At 71.9% G+C, this 21510-nt stretch carries 18 protein-coding genes and 1 pseudogene; 8 read left to right on the forward strand and 11 right to left on the reverse strand.

The annotated features are described in order from the left end of the window. Nucleotides 1-60 precede the first annotated feature (60 nt). The 4 genes from AW273_RS25555 to AW273_RS25570 are packed head-to-tail and all read left to right on the forward strand — an operon-like array spanning nucleotide 61 to nucleotide 4434. The gene (locus AW273_RS25555) at nucleotides 61-1224 is read left to right on the forward strand and encodes a CaiB/BaiF CoA transferase family protein (protein WP_062353081.1); all 1164 of its coding nucleotides are present in this window, start codon (nucleotides 61-63) and stop codon (nucleotides 1222-1224) included. Next, nucleotides 1221-2219, forward strand: a complete 999-nt coding sequence (locus AW273_RS25560; RefSeq protein WP_062353084.1) for an NADPH:quinone oxidoreductase family protein — start codon at nucleotides 1221-1223, stop codon at nucleotides 2217-2219. Before AW273_RS25555 ends, AW273_RS25560 begins: the two co-directional genes overlap by 4 nt. Beyond that, nucleotides 2216-3592: an MFS transporter gene (locus tag AW273_RS25565; protein ID WP_083950041.1), complete on the forward strand. Its 1377-nt coding sequence runs from the start codon at nucleotides 2216-2218 to the stop codon at nucleotides 3590-3592. Before AW273_RS25560 ends, AW273_RS25565 begins: the two co-directional genes overlap by 4 nt. Nucleotides 3593-3612: 20 nt before the next feature. Next, nucleotides 3613-4434 carry an IclR family transcriptional regulator gene (locus AW273_RS25570; protein ID WP_062353089.1) on the forward strand — a complete coding sequence of 274 codons (822 nt, stop codon included), beginning with the start codon at nucleotides 3613-3615 and terminating at the stop codon, nucleotides 4432-4434. On the opposite strand, the gene AW273_RS25575 is transcribed toward AW273_RS25570, so the two are convergent. The 7 genes from AW273_RS25575 to AW273_RS25605 all read right to left on the reverse strand — a co-directional run bounded on the left by AW273_RS25575 (nucleotide 4406) and on the right by AW273_RS25605 (nucleotide 11385). Continuing rightward, entirely contained in the window at nucleotides 4406-5404 is a 999-nt protein-coding gene (locus AW273_RS25575) for an amidohydrolase family protein (RefSeq protein WP_062353093.1), read from the reverse strand. The two genes, AW273_RS25570 and AW273_RS25575, sit on opposite strands and share 29 nt — an antisense overlap. Beyond that, nucleotides 5401-6528, reverse strand: a complete 1128-nt coding sequence (locus AW273_RS25580; protein ID WP_062353096.1) for an AMP-binding protein — start codon at nucleotides 6526-6528, stop codon at nucleotides 5401-5403. Before AW273_RS25580 ends, AW273_RS25575 begins: the two co-directional genes overlap by 4 nt. After that, nucleotides 6525-7046, reverse strand: a complete 522-nt coding sequence (locus AW273_RS25585) for a 3-hydroxyanthranilate 3,4-dioxygenase (RefSeq protein WP_062353099.1) — start codon at nucleotides 7044-7046, stop codon at nucleotides 6525-6527. Before AW273_RS25585 ends, AW273_RS25580 begins: the two co-directional genes overlap by 4 nt. A gap of 24 nt (nucleotides 7047-7070) precedes the next feature. Beyond that, nucleotides 7071-8639: an amidohydrolase gene (locus AW273_RS25590; protein WP_062353101.1), complete on the reverse strand. Its 1569-nt coding sequence runs from the start codon at nucleotides 8637-8639 to the stop codon at nucleotides 7071-7073. Then, nucleotides 8636-9052 carry a RidA family protein gene (locus AW273_RS25595; protein WP_062353104.1) on the reverse strand — a complete coding sequence of 139 codons (417 nt, stop codon included), beginning with the start codon at nucleotides 9050-9052 and terminating at the stop codon, nucleotides 8636-8638. The genes AW273_RS25590 and AW273_RS25595 overlap by 4 nt, the downstream gene beginning before the upstream one ends. Nucleotides 9053-9090: 38 nt before the next feature. After that, complete coding sequence (locus AW273_RS25600) at nucleotides 9091-10521, reverse strand: aldehyde dehydrogenase (protein WP_062353107.1); 1431 nt, start codon at nucleotides 10519-10521, stop codon at nucleotides 9091-9093. Nucleotides 10522-10611: 90 nt separating this feature from the next. Further along, nucleotides 10612-11385, reverse strand: coding sequence for an enoyl-CoA hydratase/isomerase family protein (locus AW273_RS25605; protein ID WP_063910096.1), 774 nt, complete (start codon nucleotides 11383-11385; stop codon nucleotides 10612-10614). Nucleotides 11386-11433: 48 nt separating this feature from the next. Between AW273_RS25605 and AW273_RS25610 the strand changes: the two genes are divergently transcribed. After that, nucleotides 11434-12252, forward strand: coding sequence for an SDR family NAD(P)-dependent oxidoreductase (locus tag AW273_RS25610; protein ID WP_232327588.1), 819 nt, complete (start codon nucleotides 11434-11436; stop codon nucleotides 12250-12252). 46 nt (nucleotides 12253-12298) lie between these two features. Here AW273_RS25610 and AW273_RS25615 read toward each other — a convergent pair whose 3' ends face one another. Both AW273_RS25615 and AW273_RS25620 read right to left on the reverse strand, forming a co-directional pair. Then, nucleotides 12299-12496 (reverse strand): tautomerase family protein, encoded by a 198-nt coding sequence (locus tag AW273_RS25615; protein ID WP_062353113.1) that lies wholly within the window; start codon nucleotides 12494-12496, stop codon nucleotides 12299-12301. Beyond that, nucleotides 12496-14157, reverse strand: a complete 1662-nt coding sequence (locus AW273_RS25620) for an MFS transporter (protein WP_062353116.1) — start codon at nucleotides 14155-14157, stop codon at nucleotides 12496-12498. Before AW273_RS25620 ends, AW273_RS25615 begins: the two co-directional genes overlap by 1 nt. Before the next feature lie 158 nt (nucleotides 14158-14315). Here AW273_RS25620 and AW273_RS25625 point away from each other — a divergent pair, with 158 nt between their 5' ends. The 3 genes from AW273_RS25625 to AW273_RS25635 all read left to right on the forward strand — a co-directional run bounded on the left by AW273_RS25625 (nucleotide 14316) and on the right by AW273_RS25635 (nucleotide 19516). Next, nucleotides 14316-15095, forward strand: coding sequence for a 2-keto-4-pentenoate hydratase (locus AW273_RS25625; protein WP_062353311.1), 780 nt, complete (start codon nucleotides 14316-14318; stop codon nucleotides 15093-15095). 152 nt (nucleotides 15096-15247) lie between these two features. Next, nucleotides 15248-18913: an nSTAND1 domain-containing NTPase gene (locus tag AW273_RS25630; RefSeq protein ID WP_062353119.1), complete on the forward strand. Its 3666-nt coding sequence runs from the start codon at nucleotides 15248-15250 to the stop codon at nucleotides 18911-18913. 51 nt (nucleotides 18914-18964) lie between these two features. Continuing rightward, a complete protein-coding gene (locus tag AW273_RS25635; RefSeq protein WP_062353123.1) occupies nucleotides 18965-19516 on the forward strand; it encodes an RICIN domain-containing protein in 552 nt (183 codons plus the stop codon). Here AW273_RS25635 and AW273_RS36570 read toward each other — a convergent pair. Continuing rightward, nucleotides 19506-19727, reverse strand: a pseudogene (locus tag AW273_RS36570) (integrase core domain-containing protein); the annotation flags it as partial. The gene AW273_RS25635 and the pseudogene AW273_RS36570 overlap by 11 nt on opposite strands. A gap of 156 nt (nucleotides 19728-19883) precedes the next feature. Beyond that, nucleotides 19884-21491 (reverse strand): pectate lyase family protein, encoded by a 1608-nt coding sequence (locus AW273_RS25640; RefSeq protein ID WP_062353125.1) that lies wholly within the window; start codon nucleotides 21489-21491, stop codon nucleotides 19884-19886. Nucleotides 21492-21510 lie beyond the last annotated feature (19 nt).

Genomic DNA, 21510 nt, shown 5'->3' on the forward strand with positions numbered 1-21510 from the left:
AACGCGGCGTTGGGGTGGGGGCCATCTGTTCCTACGGTCTTCCTACCGATGGGAGATTGCATGATCGACATGATGAGGGTGCTGAGTTTCTCGCACTTCGTGCAGGGGCCCGCGGCCTCGCAGTACCTGGCCGATCTCGGCGCCGACGTCGTCAAGGTCGAACCGCCCGGCGGGTCGTGGGAGCGCAGGATCGGCAGCGCGGGAATCAGGGTCGCCGGGCGCAGTGTGACGTTCCTGGCGGTCAACCGGAACAAACGCTCCATCGCCGTCGACCTCAAGCACCCGGACGCCCTCACTGTGCTCCGCCCGCTGATCGAGCAGGCGGACGTGCTGCTGGAGAACTACCGGGGCGGCGCGCTGGAGAAACTCGGTCTCGGGTACGAGGCCGTGCGCGCCGTCAAGCCGGACATCATCTACGCCTCGGCCAGCGGTTGGGGGGCGCGCGGCCCGATGGCCGGCAAGCCGGGGGTCGACCTGCTCGTGCAGGCCAGGACCGGTCTGGTGGACGTCACCGGCGACCGCCCCACCGCAGCGGGCACGCCCGTGGTCGACCAGCACGGCGCGGCGCTGCTCGCGATGGGGGTGCTGGCGGCGTACGCGCGGAAACTGGCCACCGGCGAGGGCACGCGGGTCGAGTCGAGCCTGCTCGGCGCCGGGCTGGACCTCCAGGCGGAATCGCTCGCGCTGTACTTCTCGGGCCGCAGGACCGCGACGGACGTGCGCCGCCCGGCCGAGACGGCCTGCTGGTCGATCGACGCGCCCTACGGCGTCTACCGGCTGCTCGACGCCTCGATCGTGATCGCCCTGAACGGGTCCGAGGACGACCTCGGCGACGCGCTCGGGACCCCGGAGCTGGCTGAATACGACCGGCGGGCCCGGCGCGACGAGTACACGGCCGCGCTGGCCGGGGTGCTCGCCGGGATGACCTACGCGGAGGCGGCCGCCCGGCTGGAGCCGCGCGGGTTCTGGATCGAGCGGGTGGCCTCCTACGACGACGTGCGCGACGATCCGCAGGTGGCGGCCGAAGGGCTGCTCGCCGAGTTCCCCGTGGGAGAGGAGCGGGCGACGGTGCTGCGGCACCCGGTCCGCTACGACGGCGAGTATCCCGGCCTGCGCACCGCTCCCCCCGAGCTCGGCGCGCACACCGTGGAGGTGCTGCGCGCGACCGGGTTCTCCGCTGCCGAGGTCGACGGCTTCCTCGCCGCCGGCGTGGTGTTCGCGTGAGCGGGCGGGCGTTGGTCTGCACCCGGCTCGGCGGGCCCGAAGATCTTGAGCTGGCCGACGTCGCGACCCCCGAGCCGGGGCCGGGGGAAGTGGTGGTCGCGGTCAGCCATGTGGGGTTGAACTTCCACGACACCCTGATCATCGCGGGCACTCATGTGGTGAAGCCGGAGCCGGTGTTCTCTCCCGGCAGCGAATACGCCGGCACGGTCGCGGCCGTCGGCGAAGGAGTCCTGTCCGTACGGCCCGGCGACCGCGTGGCGGGCAACGAGGAGTTCGGCTGCGCCCGTGACGCCGTGGTGGTGAGGGCCGACAGGGTCAGCCTGCTTCCCGCCCACGTCACCGACCGGCAGGCCGCGGCGATCCTGGTCGCCTACTCGACCGCCTATCACGCGCTCGTCCAGCGGGCCGGACTGCGGGCCGGTGAGACACTCGCCGTGCTCGGCGCGGCGGGCGGGGTCGGCTCCGCCGCCGTGGACGTGGGCAGGCTTCTCGGCGCTCGGGTGATCGCGGGCGCGTCGACACCGGAGCGGGCCGAGGCGGCCCGGCGGCACGGCGCGCACGCGACCTTCTCCTACGACGACCCCCGCGACGCCAAGACCACGATCAAGGAGCTGACCGGGGGCGAGGGCGCCGACGTGGTGTTCGACCCGGTGGGCGGCGCGGTCGCGGAGTCCGCCGTGCGGGCCGTCGCGTGGGGCGGGAGGTATCTCGTGGTCGGGTTCGCCTCGGGGGGCATTCCGCGCGTCGCGCTGAACATCCCGCTGGTCAAGGGCGCCTCGGTGGTCGGAGTGTTCTGGGGGGAGTTCGTCCGGCGCGACCGGGCGGCCCAGGAGCGGAACCTCCACGAGATCTTCGACTGGGCCGGGGCGGGGCGGCTGCGCCACCACATCCACGACGTGCTCCCGCTTGAAGAAGGGCCGCGTGCGCTGCGCGAACTGGCCGACGGGCGGGTCCGGGGCAAGCTGCTGCTTCGTGCGGGCGGTCCGGCGGGATGACGCGACGGCTCGACGGGGCCATGCTCCGGCCGCGGCTGGCTCTGGCCGCGCTGTTCGCGGGCACGATGCTCGCGCCGCTCAACTCCTCGATGGTCGCCGTCGCGCTCGCGCCCATCCAGCGTGACTTCGCGCAGCCGCTCGCCACGGCAACCTGGGTCGTCACGGTCTTCTACCTGACCGCCTGCGTCTGCCAGCCGGTGCTGGGCAGGGTGGCCGACCGGATCGGCCCGCGCACGCTGTTCACCGCCGGGATGGCGGTGGCGGCGCTCGCCTCGGCCGCGGCGGCCGTCGCCCCCTCGCTGCCACTGCTCGTGTTCTTCCGAGGCCTGCAGGCGGCGGGGGTGTCGGCCGCGTTCCCGTGCGCGATGATCGTCATCCGGCGGAGCGGTGACACGACGGGGCTGGCCGCCGTCGCGACGGTCAACACGACCGCCGGGGCGGTCGGCCCGGTGCTCGGCGGGTTGCTGACCTCGTGGGCGGGGTGGCAGGCCATCTTCTGGGTCAACCTGCCGATCATGGCGGGGGCACTGGTGATCGCGTGGCGCGCCATCGGCCCCGAGGAGCGGCGGCCCGCACGCGGCGGCCTGCTCCGCGCGATCGACCCGGCCGGGATCGTGCTGTTCGCGGTGGCGGTGGTCGGCCTGCTGGATCTGATGCTCGCCGCGCCGGGGATCTCCGTTCCCGGCCTGTGCGCCGTGCTCGCCGCCGGGACCGGGTTCCTGTGGTGGGAACGGCGGGCCACCAGGCCTTTCGTGGACGTCCGCGCGTTGTGCGCCGCCCCCGGGATCGTGCTCGTGCTGGGCACGTTCGTGCTGTTCAATCTGGCCTACTACGGCGCGTTCTATGGCCTGCCGCAGTGGTTGCAGAACGTGCGCGGCTTCGACGCGGCCCAGGCGGGGCTGCTGATCATGCCGATCGCGGCCACCAGTGTCGTCGCGACCGTGCTCGGCGGTCCCCTCATGCGCCGGCTCGGCGTCGGCCGCACCCTTCTGGGCGGAGGCGGCATGCTGCTGGCCGGGGTCGCCGCGATCACCACCTTCACCCCGGCCACCCCCGTCTGGGCCGTCGTGGTCGACGGCGTCGTGCTCGGGGTCCCTTACGGCCTGTGCAACCTCGGTCTCCAGCGGCTGATGTACGAGCGGGCGCCCGCCGGCATGTCCGGTGTGGTCGGCGGCCTGTTCCAGTCGGCCAGATATGTCGGCGCGATCCTCGCGGTCGGGCTGGTCGGCGTGTTCGCCCCCATCGACGTGCGCGCGCTGGCGGTGGCGATGACCTTCGTCGCGGCCGTCGTGGTCGTCGTCCTCGCCCATGACCTGCGGCGATCCAGAAATGATGCGATATTCTCAGCGAACCGGACGGCTGATCACCGATGACCCGACCCATGATTCTCCCCATGGCCCCGCCCCGCGATGCCCACAAACCCGGCAAGAGCGTGTCCAGCCGGGTCTTCGCCCTGCTCAACTCCTTCTCCCCCGAGCGCCCGGCACTCCGGCTCGTCGAGCTGACCGCCATCACCGGGCTGCCGGTCTCCACGGTCCACCGCATCGCGGCCGAACTGGTCGAGCTGGGGGCGCTGAAGAAGGAACGCGACGGGGTCTACCGGATCGGGCTGCGCATGTGGGAGCTGGGCGCCCTGTGCCCGCAGCCCCGCACGCTGCGCGACGTGTCACTGCCGTTCATCCACGACCTCTACGAGGCCACCGAGGAGAACATCCACCTGGCGGTGCTCGACGGCGACGAGGTCCTCTACGTCGAGCGGGTCTGGGGGCGCCGCTCGGTCGACGTGGTCAGCCGCGTCGGCGGCCGCTCGCCGCTGCACGCCACTGGGGTCGGCAAGATCCTGCTGGCCCACGCGTCCCGCGAGTTCCAGGAGACCGTGCTCGCGGCCACGCTCAAGCGGTACACCCCGCACACGATCGTCATGCCCGGCCTGCTGATGCGCTCGCTCCAGGAGATCCGCGCCACCGGCATCGCCCGATGCGCCGAGGAGCTGTCGCTGGGCACGGTGTCCGTGGCGGCCCCCGTCCACGGACCCGACGGCCGGGTGGTGGCCGCGCTCTCCGTCGTCTCGCACACCGTCACCCACACGCGGTCGCTGGCGGCGGTGGAGCCCGCGTTGCGACTGGCGGCCAAGTCGATCTCGCGCGAGCTCGCCAAGGGCTACGCGGCCGACTCCGCCGGCACGGTCACAACGATCCGGTCAGCAGCGCGGTGATCGTCCCGGCCCTGATGGCCGCCGCCTCGCCGGGCGCGAGCCCGAGCGCCGCGACCGCGCCCACGGGGTCGGTGTCGGCGAGTTCGAAGGGGTAGTCCGTGCCGACGAGCACGTGGTCGACGCCGTAGTCCTCGACCAGCCGCCGCAGCAGCGGGGTGGAGAACGTGGCGGTGTCGTAGTAGAGGCGGCGCAGGTAGTCGCTCGGCGGGTGCGGCGTGGTGCGGGCCACCGGCTTGCGCGACCAGCCCAGGTCCAGCCTGCCGAGCAGGGACGGCAGGCAGCCGCCGCCGTGCGCGAGGCACAACCGCAGGGCGTGCCGTTCCAGGACGCCGCCGAGCACGAGCCGCGAGACGGCGAGCGCGGTCTCCATCGGGAAGCCCGCGAGCTGGGGCAGCCAGTAGTCGGCCAGCCGGGACCCACCGGGCACGCTGTTGGGGTGCAGGAAGACGAATGCCCGCCGGTCCGCGAGGAACTCCCAGAGCGGTTCGTGCACGGGATCGTCCAGCTCCCTCCCGAGGCCACGGGTGCCGATGGCGAGGCCGGCGCATTCCAGTTCGTCCAGGCAGCGACGGGCCTCTTCAACGGCGACGGGGGTGCCGAGCGGGACCTGCCCGAGCGGGTCGAGCACCTCGCGGTGCCCGGCGAGGAGCTCGGCGAGCGCGTCGTTGCCGCGGCGGACCACGGCGAGGAGGTCCTGCTCGTCGGTGGCGTCGGCGCACGTCACGAAGGGTGGCAATGACACGAGCTGGCGGGTCACGCCCGTCTTGCGCAGGTCTTCCAGCCGTTTGGCGACGTCGTACTGGGCGGGCGGCAGCGGGATCGGCGCGCCCGCCGGTATCCCGGACACCAGCGGGTCGATCGTGACGACGCCGTCGGCGAGGCCGGACAGGTCGGCCAGGCCGCGATCGGACAACCAGGTCAGCAGGGCCGTCGGCAACGCATGGGTGTGGACGTCGACGACCTCGCTCATGGGGCCACCCGGCTCACGTAGTAGAGATAACCGTCGCTGTCGCGCCGGACGACGTCGCCGGTGCGCAGCCACCCGTCCACGACCGGGGTGCCCGGCGGGAAGGCGTAGGCGCGCGCGATGGCCGGGCCACGCACCCACAGCTCTCCACCGTCGCCCAGGCGGATCTCCGTCCCGGGGAACGGCCGGCCGAGCGAGAAGCGGCGGAGCGGGTGGAGGTGGTCGGCCGGGCCGGTCCATGCGATCGTCTTGGGCGCTTCGACCTGGCCGAACACTCCACAGAGCACCTCGCCGAACAGCGCGTGCGCGCGGTCGACCTCGGCGGCGGTGAGCGAGGTGCCGCTGTAGACCACCAACTCCAGGCCGGACCAGTGAGGCCCTTCGAGCAGGGCGCGCAGCGTGGGAGGCATCGCCAGCAGCACGGTCGGGCGGTGCTCGGCGGCGGCCTCCAGCAGCCCGCCGGGGCCGGGGCCTTCCGGGATGACGAAGGCGCCACCCAGCATCAGCGTCGGCAGCACCATGTTGCCGAAACCGCCGGACACCGAATCCCCGCAGAGCACGCGTGGTCTTCGGGGCCACGGAAGGGTGTCACGCAGCGCGGCCGCCACCGCGCCCAGCGCGCCGCCGGTCAGCTCGACGCCCTTGACCGGCCCGGTGGTACCGGAAGTGAATGCCAGGCGCACCACCGCCGACGCGGGCGCGGCAGGAGGTGTGAGCGGCTCCCGCCCGGCGGTCAGGTCACGGTCGGTCAGTACACGGACTTTCGGGTGCGCCCGTAGCCACGCGTCGAGATCGGGGTCGCCCGGCTCGGTGAGTACGGCGTCCGGCCCGACGAGGTCGAGCCGTCCGGTCAGCGCATCGCCGCGCAGGGCCCCCGGCGGCACCGCGGCGGACCGCAGGCCCGCCACGTAGCAGGCCGCGTTCACCAGCCACTGGAGCGGATCGTTCGGCCGGATCTGGAGCACCGTGTCACCCGGCCGCAGGCCGGATTCGGCCAGGGCCCCCGCCACGTCCAGCAGCAGCCGTTCCGCCTGCCGGTAGGTCAGCTCGGTTCTTCCCTGCCGGAAGGCGATCTCGTCGGAGCGGGCGCGTAGCGCGTCGAGGACCAGCCCGCCGATCGCGGTCACAGGCGTTCGTCCGGCATGACCGTGCCGCAGGACTTGCAGGTCCGGGCGTCGACGTCGCCGTAGAAGCGCTGGTAGGCGGCGCCCACCGGGTCGGTGCGGTAATCGCTCACGTGGACGGCCACCTCGTGCAGGAACTCATCACAGGAGGGACAGAACCAGTGGAAGCGGTCGAGTTCGCCCGGCCGTCGCAGGCGCTCGATGACCAGCACGAACGAGTCGGGGGCGAACCGGGGCGAATGGGCGATGCCGGTCGGGGTGAAGATGGTGCCGCCCTCGGGGATCACCGCGATGTCCGAGCCGCCCTCCGGCTTGCGGTAGTGCAGGTTCATCGAGCCACGCACCATGAACATCACCTCGTCGCTCGGGTTGAGGTGGAACTCACTGCGGTACTCGCGGCCACGGGCGAGGAAGGCGAGTGACTCGCTCTCCTGCCACAGCACCTTGACCCGCTTGCCGCTCTCCTGGAGTTCGACGGTCGCCTTGAGCAGTTCGACGATGGGCATCTGGCTGGGGTGCATCTCGTTGCCTCCTGAATCTGCCGGTCAGCCGAGCCGGCCGGTGTCGTACACGATCTGACCGTCGACGACGGTCATCAGCACTTCGGTCGCCCGGAGCCGGTCGCCGGACGCGGTGAGCGGGTCGGCGTCGACGACGGCGAGGTCGGCGAGGGCGTCCACGACGAGCCGGCCCTTCACCTCCTGTTCGCCGGTGTGCGCGGCGCCCGAGGCGGTGTAGAGGCGCAGGGCCTCGGCCCGGCTGATCGCCTGCGCGGCCCCGGCGACCTCGCCCGCCGCGTCATGCCTGGTCGTCATGGCGTGGATGTTCTGGAACGGGTCGAGGTCGTTGATCGGATAGTCGGTGCCGGCCGCGACGCCGTCGGGGCCGAGGCCGTCGACGAGGTCGCGCAGCGGCACGGCGGCCTCGGCGCGGGCCGGGCCGAGATGGCCGGCGATGACCTTCCGGTTGCGCCACAGGAACGGGATCTGCGCGGCCACCTGCACGCCGAGCGCGCGGGCGCGGGCGATCTGGTCGCGGGTGATGAGGCTGGCGTGGATGAGCACGTCCGGGAGGAGACCCGGGTGCCGGGTGGCCTCGTAGACGTCGAGCGCGAGGTCGATCGCGGCGTCGCCCACCACATGGGTGCCGACCGGCCAGCCCGCGCGGTGCGCCGCGCCGACCAGCTCACCCAGCCGGGCGCGGTCGGTGAACAGCTCGCCGTGGTAGCCGGGGCGGCCGAGGTAGGGCTCGCGGGTGGCCGCGGTGCCGAGTGTCATGCCGCCGTCCACCTGGAGTTTGACTCCACGGGTGAGGTAGTGGCGGCCGACGGGCGCGGGCGGCCCGCCGGCCAGCAGCGACTCCCAGTCGGCGAGCGGGATCGACGGGTTGAGCTCGCCGGTCGGCATGACCATCGCGGCCACCCGGAGAGTCGATCTTCCGTCCGCGGCCAGTTCACGGATCGACTCGACGTCGGGCGGCGGCAGCGCGCCCGCCACGACGGAGGTGATCCCGCGCCGGTTGAGCGCCCGCATGGCGGCGGTGAGCTGGGCCGCCCGCTCCTGGCGGGTCCACCGCGGCACCACCAGGGCGACGGCCTGCATGGCGCCCTCCACCAGCCTGCCGTCGTGCCCGGCGGGGTCGACTCCGGCCCGCTCCAGCGCGGCGGTGCTGACCGTCGCGGCGTGGCCCTCCGGCAGGTAGACCGGGCGTCCACCCGCCGCGCGGTCCAGCTCGTGCCGGTCCGGCCCGCGCCTTTCCGCGAGCTGGAGCGCGGGGTTCCACGGTTGTCCCTGCACCCAGGCGCCAGGCTCGCGGGTGGCGGCCAGCGCGGCGACGCGGTCGAGCGCTTCGCCGAGCGTGCGCGCACCCGCGAACGACACGGTGTGGCCGTCCATGCCCGCGTTCTCGAAGTGGGCGTGTGAGTCGATCAGCCCGGGGATCACGGTCCGGCCCGCCAGGTCGACCACTCGGGTGGACGGCCCGGCCAGGCGGGCGACGTCGGCGGTCGTGCCGACGGCGGAGATCCGGCCGCCGGTCACCGCGATCGCCTCGGCGGCCGTGCCGCGCGCGTCCGGCACGAGCACCCGGCCGCCGAGCAGGATCAGGTCGGTCATGGCTGCCTGACGGCGGCGATGCACTCGACCTCGACCTGCACGCCGGTGCGGTGCGGGGTCGCGATGATCGTGGTCCGCGCGGGGAAGTGCGGGTTGCCCTCGAAGAACTCGCGGTAGACGGCGTTGAAGGTCGGGAAGTTCGCCACGTCGGCCACGAAGCAGGTGCACTTGAGGATGGTCTCCCGGCCGCCGCCCGCCGCCTCGACGACCGCGACCAGGTTGGCGAGCGTCTGCCTGACCTGGGCGGCGAAGTCGTCGGAGACGATGGTGCGGGTCTCCGGGTCGAGCGGCCCGGTGCCCGAGCAGTAGATGGTGCCGCCGTGCACGATCGCCTGGGACAGCGGCGCGGCCGTCCCCGTGGAGAAGCCCACCGTGGGCGCGTTGCGGGTGCTGACGGCTCGGATTTCGGTCATGCTCTGCTCCTTGCGAGTCGGACGTGCGATGACGCCCGTCACGAGATCTCCATGATGACGGCTTTGGGCTCGGTGAAGAACTCCCGGCTGTACGTACCGCCTTCACGTCCGACACCCGAGTTTTTGGCCCCGCCGAAAGGAGCCCGCAGATCCCGGACGAAGAAGCAGTTCGCCCAGACGGTGCCGACCCGCAGCGCGCGGGCGACGCGGTGGGCGCGGGAGAGGTCCCGGGTGAACAACATGGCGTTCAGGCCGTACGGCGTGTCGTTGGCCAACGCCACCGCGTCCGCCTCGCCGTCGAACGGGAGCACGACCACGACCGGCCCGAAGATCTCCTCCTGGGTGACCCGGTCGTGCTGCCCGGCGCCGACCACCACTGTCGGCCGGACGGTCCAGCCCTCGCCCACGCCGCCCGTGTGCAGCCGCGCGCCGGCCCCGGTCGCGATGTCGAGGTAACCGGCGACCTTGGTGAAGTGCTCCCGCGAGGACAGCGGGCCGACCTCGGTGGCCGGATCCTTGGGGTCGCCGATCACCAGCGCGTCGGCCGCCGCGGTGAACTTGGCGAGGAACTCGTCGTAGACCTCGCGCTGCACGTAGAGCCGGCTTCCGGCCAGGCACACCTGCCCGCTGTTGCTGAACACGGCCTGGATGGACCAGCGGACCGCGTGGTCGAGGTCGGCGTCGGCGAAGACGATGTTCGCGCCCTTGCCGCCCAGTTCCAGGCTCACCGGGGTCAGGTTGGCCGCGGCCGCCCGGGAGATCAGGCGGCCGGTGGTCGACTCGCCGGTGAAGGTGATCCGGTCGACCAGCGGCGACTCGGTCAGCGCCTGGCCGACGGAGTCCGGCCCGAATCCGTGGACGACGTTCAGCACACCCGGCGGCAGACCCGCCTCGAGCGCCAGCCGCGCCAGGATGGTGGCCGAGGCGGGCGACTGCTCGGCGGGCTTGAGCACGACCGTGTTCCCCCAGGCCAGCGCGGGCGCGACCTTCCAGCTCGCCATCATGAGCGGGAAGTTCCACGGCGCGATGGCGGCCACCACCCCGGCGGGGTCGTACTGGGTGAAGGCGTGGTGCCCGGCCGGCATCGGGAACGTCTCGTTGGGGGTGAGCTGCGCGTGGTCGGCGAAGAACCGGAAGTTCCGCGCGGCGCGGGGGACGTCGTGGCCCGCCGTCTGGGTGATCGGTTTGCCCATGTCCGAGGTGTCGGCCGCCGCCAGTTCACCGACGTGCTCCTCCAGCAGGTCGGCGAGGCGGTGCAGGATCGCGCCGCGTTCGGCGAAGTTCATCCGGGGCCAGGGCCCCTCGTCGAAGGCCGACCGCGCGACGCGTACGGCGCGGTCGGCGTCACCGGCCGAGCCGAGCGCCACCGTGGCCCACGGCTCCCGCGTCCAGGGGTCCACCGACTCGAACCCCGTCCCATCGGCCGAGGCGACCTCCTCACCCGCGATGACGTGCCCGAACGATTCCACCCTGGTCCTCCTCATGTCTCGGTGCAGGTAACTTTCGGCGTGCGACCAGCGCACGCTCAACGAACGGTTTCCATTCGCCGGGAATCGCGGTCAGCGGCCTCGTACCGCGTGCGACCACTCCGCCCAGCGCAGGGCGAACCCGGGCGAGTTCGTCGCCCGGATCTGCTCGGCGATCTCCCGGTCCACCGCGTCGGCGAACCCGCCCTCGGCCGCCGCCGCGATCAGGCGTTTGGTGGCCCTGGCCGCTTCGGGGGGCGCCGCCGCGAGTTGCCCGGCGCGATCGAGAGCCTGTGCGAGCGGGTCATCCGTCACGACGTCGAGCAGGCCGATCCGGGCGGCCTCCGCCGCCGTGACCTTGCGTCCCGACACCGCGAGTTCCGTCGCCCGCGCCGCGCCGACCGCTCTCGTGAGCAGCCACGGCACGCCGAAGTCGGGGACCAGCGCCATCTTGACGAAGGTGCTGGCGAACAGCGCGCCGGGTGAGCCGATCCGCAGGTCGCACGCGAGGGCGAGGGCCATCCCGGCGCCGACGGCCGGGCCGTCCACGGCGGCGACGGTCGGGGCGGGGAAGTCCAGGATCAGTTCGGCGATGGAGAATTCGTGGGTCATCCGCTCCCGTGCGTCTTCGGGTGTCTCGTTCCCCAGGTCGCCTATCGCGTCCAGGTCCCCGCCCGCGCAGAACGCGCCGCCGCGTCCGGTCACCACCAGGGCCCGCACATCGGTGTCGCCGTGCAGCCCGCGCAGCACCCCGGGCAGCCTGTCGAGCAGGGCCCGATCCAGCGCGTTGCGGCGGTGCGGCCGATCGAGTTCCAGCAGCACGATCCCGTCGGAGGGGTGCGTCAGCCGCAGTCCAGGTACGTCCATGGCCCCAGCCGACCGGACGCGGGCCCCGGCTGCCAGGAACGGTTCTCATTGAGCGGAAGCCCGCAGGTGGCGGGTGGCGTGCCGCCGAGCATGATCGGGTCGTACACCGATTTCTTGGAGGACATGGTGACTGGGCAGTTGCGCGGCAAGACGGCGATCGTCACCGGCGCGGCGTCGGGCATCGGACGCGCGACCGCCGCGCTGTTCGCGGCCCGAGGCGCGGCGGTGCTCGCCGTGGACCGCGACGAGAAGGGCCTGTCGGAACTGCGGGACGTTTCCGTGCTGGCCGTGGATCTCACCACGGCGGGCGCGGCGGAGCGGGTCTTCGCCCACTGCGCCGAGGTCGTCGGCGTGCCGGACGTGCTCGCCAACATCGCGGGCCGGGCCGGCGACCGCTCCGCCGCCGAGACCACGGACGAGGACTTCGACGCGTTCCTGCGGACCAACCTCGGCACGACGTTCGCGCTCAGCCGCGCGGCGGTGATCGCGTTCGGCGAGGCGGGCGGGGCCATCGTCAACACGTCCTCGGCGTTCGCGCTGACCGGGGTCGCGGGGTCGGCGCCGTACTCGGCGGCCAAGGGGGCGGTCTCCAGCCTCACCCGCCAGATGGCGGCCGACTACGGCAGGCGCGGCATCCGGGTGAACGCGGTGGCGCCCGGCCTCATCGAGACCCCGGCCACCGCCGCGAGGATCGCGACGGGGACCTTCGACGACCTGGTGACCAGGTCGCGCCCGCTGGCCAGGGTCGGGCAGCCGATCGACGTCGCGCGGGTGATCGCGTTCCTGGCCTCCGACGAGGCTGACTTCGTCACCGGCCTCACCGTCCCGGTGGACGGCGGCTGGAGCAGCACCCACTTCCGCGACTGATCGTGAAAAGGCCGGAGCCGCTGGACGGCTCCGGCCTTTCTGTTTGTCACGAACGCGCCCGCTGCTCCGCGATCGTCTCGCCGCCCGCGGTCCAGCGGGCCGGTGGCACCTCCCGTACCAGGATTCGCACGGATGCCGAGGGCACTCCGAGGGAACGCACGACCGCCTCGTGCACGGCCGAGATCATCTCGCGCAGTTCCGATTCGGTACGGCCGGTCAGCAGTGACACGTCGATGATCGGCATCAGACGTCCTGGCGGACGACGGCCGGTTCTTCGGCGGTGTCACCGGGGATGCGGACGTCGGCGAGGTCCACGCCCTTGCTCTCCGGCAGCGTGAACAGCAGGATCAGCAGGCCCAGCGCCAGCCCGCCGACCGGATACCAGAGTGCGGCGGTGGTGCTGCCTATCTCCGCGCCGATCGCGACCATCGTGGCCGGCAGGAGCCCGCCGAACACGCCGACGCCCAACTGGTAGGGGATCGAGAGCGCGGTGGCCCGGATGCGGGTCGGGAACACCTCCGCCATCGCCGCCGAGGCCGGGCCCTGGGCCATCTGCGCGAACGCGACCAGGGCGAGCAGCAGCAGCGCCACGGTGATGACGGGCCCGCTGAAGAAGTCACCGATTCCACTGATCCTGATGGTGTTCGCGGAACCGCCGACCGGATATCCGGCCGTCTTGAGGGCGGCCGACAGGTCGTCCTTCAGCGCCGGACCGCCGGTCACCGTGGCGCCGTTCACAATGATCTTGGTGGGGCCGGTGACGTCCTCCCGGTCGAAGGAGACCGAATTCGACTGGAGCACGCTCCGCGCCACGTCGCAGTCGGAGGTGAAGGTCGCGGTGCCCGCCGGGTTGAACTGGAAGGAACACTCGGCCGGGTCGGCCTGGATGGTGACCGACACCGTGTCCTGGGCGCGGGCGAGATCGGGGTTGGCGTTCGAGATGACGCCGGCGGTGATCGGGAACACCAGCAGGGCGGCGAGCCCGAGCCCGGCGAACAGCACCGGCTTGCGCCCGATCCGGTCGGACAACCAGGTCGCGAAGACGCACAGGAAGAACCCGATCAGCAGGATCACCATGAAGATCGCGTTGACGGTGAAGGAGTCGACCTTGAGGTAGGTCCTCATCGTGGTCACCATGTAGACGGTCGACAGGTAGCCGATGAACGACTGCGCCGACGCCATCACGAACACGATCGCCACCATGCGGACCCGGGCCCGTGAGCCGAACGCCTCGCGCAGCGGCGCCTTGGTCTGGGTGCCCTCCTGCTTCATCTTCTGGAACAGCGGGCTCTCGTTCAGCTTGCTGCGGATCCACACCGAGAACGCGAGCGGCACGACGGAGATGAGGAACGGCACCCGCCAGCCCCAGTCCTCGAAGGCGTCCGCGCCCACGATGGCCTGCACCAGCAGCTGCACCCCCACCGACAGGCTGAAAGCGAGCGCCGTGGTGCCCGTCAGCCAGCCGATGAAGTAGCCGCGCTGCCGCGCCGGGGCGTATTCGGAGACGTAGGTGACCGCGGCGCCGAACTCACCGCTGACCGCCAGACCCTGCAGGATGCGGCAGGTCACCAGCAGGATCGGCGCCAGGATGCCGATCTCCTCGGAGGTGGGCAGCAGCCCGACGACGACCGTCGAGAGGCCCATCAGCACCAGCGTCACCAGGAAGACGATCTTCCGGCCGAGGATGTCGGTGATCCGGGCGAACAGCAGCGCGCCGATGGGGCGGACGATGAACCCGGCGGCGAAGGTCAGCAGCGCGAACACGGTCTGCGCGGAGGGGCTGTAATCGCCGAAGAACTTGCTGCCGATCACCGGGACGAGCGCGCCGTAGAGAAAGAAGTCGTACCACTCGAACGCCGTACCGACGGCAGACGCGCCGACGACCTTGAATTCCTGTTTGTTCATCGACGAATTCCTCCAGCCAGGAGTGCTATGCCCGCCACGGGCTCGACGGCGGGTTGGAGCGACCGTAGGACCGGTGGTGACGGAAGCAACCACGTCGATTCCCGGTGTGTGGGAATGCCGGGTGGAACTCGTGCCCGGAGCCGTCCACGGTGGCCACCATGAACACATGGACGGTCGAAAGAGCCGTCGAGGAACTGCGCACGGCGGAATCGGCCCGCACCGCGCGCCACCCCTTCACCGACGACTGGCCCGGCCTCGACCTCGGCACCGCCTACCGGGTGCAGTCGGACCTGGTGGCGGCCAGGGTCGCCGACGGCGAGAGGATCGTCGGGGTCAAGCTCGGCCTCACCTCGCGAGCCAAGCAGCGGCGCATGGGCGTGAACGCGCCGCTCACGGGCTGGCTCACCGACGGCATGGCCCTCGACGCCGGCACACCCGTCCCGGTCGACCGGCTCATCCACCCGAGAGTGGAACCCGAGATCGTCTTCACACTCGGGCGGCGGCTGGAAGGCCCCGGGGTCACCCCGACGTCCGCGATGGCCGCGGTGCGGAGCGTGTCGGCGGGCCTCGAAGTGATCGACAGCCGCTACCGCGACTTCCGGTTCACCCTCGCCGACGTGGTCGCCGACAACGCGTCGTCGGCCTGCTTCGTCGTGGGTGACGTGGAGGCGGACCCCGCCGGGCTGGACCTCGCGCTGGAGGCGTGCGTGCTGGGGGTGGCGGGCGCGGTGGTGGACACCGCGACAGGAGCGGCCGTCCAAGGCCATCCGGCGCGGGCGCTCGCACTGGCCGCGAACTCGCTCGCCGAACGGGGACTGGCCCTGGAGGAGGGCTGGATCGTCCTCACCGGTGGAATGACCGACGCCGTCCCGCTGGAACCGGGCCGCCCGATCACCGGAGAGTTCACCCACCTGGGCACTCTCACTGTGTGGTCCTGACCTGGGGGTTCCGGGGCCGATTCCGGCGCCCGAGGTGAACACCCTGTCGGGCGGAGCTCACACAGAACCTCACACACCACGAAAGTTGTGCCTCCAGCTATGCCGTTCCGGGCACTGGAGTGGGGAGGAAGACGGCCTGAGAATCAGGACACGTGGATGATCTCCCCGACCCAGCGCTCATCGTCACCCGCCAGGAATTCGCCCGCGGCCTCACTCTTCTCCGCGAACGCACCGGGCTGACCGTGCGGCAGATCGCGGTCCGGCTCGACGTCCAGGGAGCACACAGCACCCTGGGCGACTGGTTCTCCGGGCGGGGGCTGCCCTCCCCGGCGATGCGCGATCTGTTCGTGCGGCTGCTCGACTTCTGCGAGGTGGCGCCGGATCCCTGGTTGAGCGCCTGGCTGCGGGTGCGGCGGGTGCCCGGGAGGCGGCCCGCTGGGGCGGTGCCGTACAAGGGACTGAACTGTTTCGAACCCGGTGACGCCGAGTGGTTCTTCGGACGGGCCAGGCTCGTGGAGGTGCTGGTCGCCCGGGTGGAGGAGCTGCGAGCGGCCGGTGGTGGGGTGCAGGTCGTGGTCGGGGCCTCAGGCTCCGGTAAGTCCTCGTTGCTCAGGGCGGGGCTCGTCGCGTCGCTCGGGGTCGAGAACACCCTTCTCGGTACGCCCGGATCTCAGCCGCTCGCCCACCTGCCGCTCACCGGGCGGCCGACGGTGGTGGTCGACCAGTTCGAGGAACTGTTCACCGTCGAGGCGACCGAAGAGGAGCGGCGCGCGTTCATCGCGCGAGTGTGCGCGGCGGCGCGCGGCGGGGTCGTCGTGGTGCTCGGGCTGCGGGCCGACTTCTACGGCGAGCTGCTCCGGTACGCCGAACTCGTGGCGGCCGAGCAGCTCGCGGTCGGCCCGATGGGAGAGGCCGAACTGCGGCTGGCCATCCAGGAACCGGCGCGCAAGGCCCGCATCGAGCTGGAGGACGGGCTGGTCGAGCTGCTGCTGCGCGACGGGCGCGGCGACCCGGCGGCGCTGCCGCAGCTCTCCCACGCCCTCTACGCCACCTGGTCGCGCAGCAAAGGACGGCGCCTGACCATCGCCGACTACCGCGACACGGGCGGCATCGACGGCGCGGTCGCGGCCAGCGCCGCCAAGGTGTACGACGAGCTGGATGCCCGGCAGCGCGAGCTGGCCCGTCGGCTCTTCCTCGATCTCGTCCACGTGTCCAACGACACCGCCGACACCCGCCGCCACCTGCGCACCGACGAACTGCTGGCGGGGCGGGACGACGTCGAGGACGTGCTCGACCGGTTCGTCGCCCAGCGGCTGATCACGGTGGAGGCCGACACCGTGCGCATCAGCCACGAGGCGCTGCTCACGGCGTGGCCGCTGCTGCGCTCCTGGCTGGAGGCCGATCGGGCCGCACTGGTGGTCGGGCGCAGGCTGGAGGCGGCGGCCGGGACGTGGCGGCGCGAGCTGCGCGACCCGGCGGCGCTCTACCGGGGGACGCGGCTGGCCTCGGCGCTGGAGTGGGTGGAGACCTCGCCCGCCTCGGCCGACCTGAGCGCACTGGCCAGTGAGTTCCTGCACGCCTCGGCCCGCCGCGAGAACGACGAACACGCGGCGGAGCGGCGGCGCACCCGCGTATTGCAGCGCCTGGTCGCGGTGCTGGCCGTGCTCGTGCTGCTGGCGGCGGGGGCGGGCGTCGCCGCCTACCGGGGACAGCTGGACCTGCGGGAGCAGCAGGACCGGCTCGATCTCGCCTTCTCGGCGAAGGTGGCGCAGGACGCCACGGCGCTCCGGGCAGCCGACCCCGCGCTGTCCGCGCGGCTCAGCCTGGCGGCCTACCGGATGACGCCCGCGCCCGAGGCTCTCGGCTCGCTTCTCAGCTCTTTCGCCGTGCCCTACAACACCCGGCTCACCGGACACACGCTCCCCGTGTACGCGGCGGGGTTCAGCCACGACGGCCGGTTGCTCCTGTCCGGCGCGCTCGACGGCACGATCCGCCTCTACGACGGCGGTGATCACCGCCACCTCTCCACGATCCCGGGCCACGCCAAGGGTGTCACCGCGGCCGGCTTCACCCGGGACGGCCGGTATCTGATCACGGGGTCCGACGACGCGACCCTGCGAATCTGGGACCTCGCCGTCCCCCGCGAACCGAAGAGGATCGCCACGCTCACCGGTCACACCCTGGGCGTCCGGCGCATCTCCATCAGCCCCGACGACCGCACCCTCGCCAGCTCGTCCTACGACGGAACCGTGCGGCTGTGGGATGTCACCGATCCCTACCGCCCGTCCTCGCTGACCACGATCGACGGCGAGGAGGGCAACACCGGACCGGTGGTGTTCAGCCCCGACGGGCACACCCTCGCCGCCAGGCACGGCGTGGACGAGATCGTGTTGTGGGATGTGCGCGACCGCGAGGACCCCCGCGAGCTGCGGCGTCTGAAGGGACACACCGACCGGCTGCTGTCGGCCGCTTTCAGCCCTGACGGCCGATACCTGGCCACCGGCAGCTTCGACGCCAGTGTCCGGGTGTGGGATCTCCGGGGCGACGGCGTGACCGTGCTCGACGGGCATCGCAACGGTGTGGTCGCGGTCGCGTTCTCACCCGACGGCCGGACCGTCGCCTCCGGCAGTTACGACACCACGGTCAAGCTGTGGGACGTCGCGGACAAGGACCTGCCGGGTGCGCCCGCCACCCTGGAGGGCCACACCGACGTCGTCTACACCGTCGCCTTCTCCCCCGACGGCCGCACGCTGGTCAGCGGCGGCCAGGACAACGTGGTGCGGCTCTGGGAGCTGCCCGGCGACGTGATCACCGGCCACACCGGCGCGGTCACCGCCGCCGAGTTCAGCCCCGACGGCACGCTCCTGGCCACCGGCAGCCACCGCACCGCGAAGTTGTGGCGGGTGGCCGACCGCACCCTCCTGGCCACCCTCAAGGGCCACACCGACGGCGTGACCTGGGTGGACTTCCGGGCGGACGGCCGTTACCTGGCCACCTCGGGCCTCGACTTCACCGTCCGCCTCTGGGAGGCCACCGGCCGCCCGGCGGGCACGCTGACGGGCCACACCGACAACGTCTTCTCCGCCGACTTCTCCCCCGACGGCCGCACGCTGGTCAGCGCCGGAGCCGACGAGACCGTCCGGATCTGGGACGTGACGGCGCCGGGCGACCCCCGCCCGGTGACCACATTCCGCCCGCACGCCGGCCCGGTGATGGCCGCGATGTACGCCCCGTCGGGGAAGGTGCTGGCCACGGCGGGCGCCGACCACCTCGTCCACCTCTGGAACCCGGCCGACCTCACCCGGCCGCTGGCCACGCTGAGGGGCCACACGGCGAGCGTGCTGCGGGTCCGGTTCTCCCCCGACGGCCGGACCCTGGCCACCGCGGGCACCGACCACACGGTGCGGCTCTGGGACGTGCACGATCCGGGCAGACCACGCCGGCTCACTGTTCTGACCGGCCACACCAAGAACGTCAACGGGCTGGTCTTCACCCCGGACGGCACAACCCTGGCCACCGCCGGGGCCGATCGCACCCTGCGGTTGTGGTCCACGGCCGAGCCGTACACCCCGACGATCCTGACCGCCCACACGGACACCCTCTACGCGGTCGCCGCGACCGGCCGCACGCTGGTCACCGGAAGCGGCGACGCCACCGCCCGCCTGTGGCGGCTCGACCCGGAGGAGGTGGCCGCCGAGGTCTGCGCCCGCGCCGGGGAGCTCGGCCCGGCCGAGTGGGCGCACCACTTCCCCGCTCTTCCCCCCAGTCCGTCCTGTACGGGCTTGTACGGACGATCCCGCGCGCCTCGACCTGCGTAGACGCCCCATGTGACGGTCGTCCGGACATCACCCGACGCAGGGAGACTCGAAATGAAGCGACTGACCGCCACCGCCCTGACCCTCGCCACGGCCGCGGCCGGGCTCGTCCTCTCCGCCGCCCCGGCCACCGCCGCCTCGGCGGGCCGGGCGGCCCTCGCGGAGGCGCCTGGCGAACGGCGCAACGTGCTGCTGTGGAACATCCGGGACCGGCGCTGCGTCAACGGCCCCGGCGTCGACGGCGGCAACGTGCTGGTGCTCAACTGCAACTCGGGCTGGGGCTCCGACCGCTGGGATCTCGTCAAGGTCAGGGACGCGGCCGGCAACGAGGTGGCCAGGCAGTACTTCGTGATCAACAGCAAGACCAAGGCGTGCCTGGAGATCGGCGGCTGGTCCAGCGTGGACGGCGCGACCGCGATGACGTGGTCGTGTCACAAGGGCACCAACCAGATCTGGCTGATCTGGCCGCGCGACGACGGCTACTACGAGTTCCAGAACCTGGCGGGCAAGAAGTGCCTGGATGCCCGGCACACCGCGGAATGGACCGACATCACCCAGTGGCGCTGCCACGGCGGCGGCGAGCAGGTGTGGTGGATCAACGCCTAGATGAACTTGGTGACGGTCTGCTGATGGGTGGCCTACCGCCGAAAGCTGAGTGAGGGCGGCTGGTGTCGCAGTACTCCAGCCAGGGTTTCAATGCCTGGGTGCGGTGCTGGTTGCTGGCGTAAGGCCGGCGGTAGGCCCATTCGGTGGCCATGGTGCGGTTGAGGCGTTCGGCTTTGCCGTTGGTCCGGGGGCGATGTGGCCGGGTGAACTTCCGCCGGGCGTCCAGTGCGGCGACGACGTGGGAAGGGCGCCCGGCGGAGTGGTCGGACGACCGCTACCGGGCCGGTAGCGTGACGTTCGCGATCCGCGTCGCGGCGGGCGCCCTCGTTGTGCATCCGCAGGACCAGGGTCTCCCGATCGGGAGCCGCTAGCCGGCGTAGGTTTCGAACTCGGCGACCTTCGGCGTGCCGGTGGAGCCGACGATCCTGAAGGTGATCTTGCTGAGCGAGGTCGGGGCGAAGGTGACGACGCCCGCTCCGCTGCCGGTCTTCAGGACCGCGCCGGTGGTGCCGTCGAGGGTCTGCCAGGATCCGATGACGCCCGTGGAGCCCGCCGCCTCCCGGATGACGATCCTGGAGACCTGCCGGGCCGAGCTCCACTTGATCGAGATGTCACCGGTCGAACCGGCGGGCGACCAGTAGGTGCTCATGTCGCCGTCCCGCACGTTGCCGTAGCTCGTCCCGCCGCCCTTGCTGGAGCCGTCGGAACCCGCTCCGATGCTGAGGTTGTTCCCGCCGGGCGTGGGGCTGGCCGTCGGGGTGGGACTGGCCGTCGGCGTGGGGCCGGTGGGTGTCGGCGTGGGTGTCGGCGTGGGTGTCGGCGTGGGTGTCGGCGTGGGTGTCGGCGTGGGTGTCGGCGTGGGTGTCTGGGGTGCGCAGTTGCCGTTGGACACCTGCAGGCCCTTCTGGGCGCCCGCCGTCTGGCGGACGATGGCCGGGACGCAGCCCGCCCCGTCGAGGCTGTAGGAGTAGGGGATGCTGACGGTGGTGTTCGACTGCGGGTTGGGACCGGCGGGCTGGTTCTCGCTGCCGGGGGCTGACCAGGTCACGTTGTCGAAGACGTTGCCGCCGACCTGCCAGTAGCCGGCCTCGCTGGTGTAGAAGGTGCCCAGCACGTCCTTGGAGTCCTTGAAGTGGTTGTTCTCCACCTTGGCGCGGGCTCCGGCCCGGGAGTTGATGCCGGACTCGTGCAGGTTCACATAGGAGTTGTTGTAGATGTGAGCTATGCCGCCACGCAGCAGGGGCGTGCGGGAGTCGATGTTCTCGTACAGGTTGTGGTGGAAGGTGATGAAGCCGTTGGAGCGGTCGCTCTCGCTCGACCCGATGAGCCCGCCCCGGCCGGAGTTCCGCAGGATGCTGTAGGACAGGGTCACGTACTGGGTGTCGTCCTTCATGTCGAAGAGGCCGTCGAACCCCTCCGGCTCCCCGCCCGAGGCCTCCAGGGTGACGTGGTCGACCCAGACGTTGCGGACACTGCTCTCCATGGAGATGGCGTCGCCGCCGTTGGACGTGGGCGATCCCGACTTCTTGACGTTCCGGACCGTCACGTTCCGGATGACGATGTTGCGGGCCTCGCGGATGTGGATGCCCAGTTGGTCGAAGACGGCGCCGTTGCCGACCCCGATGATCGTGACGTTGCTGATCTGCTTGAGTTCGATCACGCCGGCCGCGGTGTTGCAGCTCGCGCCCGACACCTTGCCGGTGTTGCCGTGGTTGATGGTGCCCTCGACCTCGATGGTGATCGGGGTGCTGCTGCTGGCCCGGCCGCACAGAGCGGCGTGGATCGCGGTCCCGGTGGTGGCCCGCACCGTCTGCCCGCCCGCGCCGCCGGTGGTCCCGCCGTTGACGCTCGCGTATCCGGTGGCGGTGCCGGCCGCCGCCGACGCCTGCATCATGGGAACGGCCACGCCGACCGCGGCCGCGGTGACCGCCGTGACCAGTACCGCCTGAAATCGTAAGACGGCTGTTCGTCTCATGCTCGTCTCTCTTTCGTCA

Source organism: Herbidospora yilanensis (assembly GCF_001570565.1).
In the GTDB taxonomy this organism is placed as follows: domain Bacteria; phylum Actinomycetota; class Actinomycetes; order Streptosporangiales; family Streptosporangiaceae; genus Herbidospora; species Herbidospora yilanensis.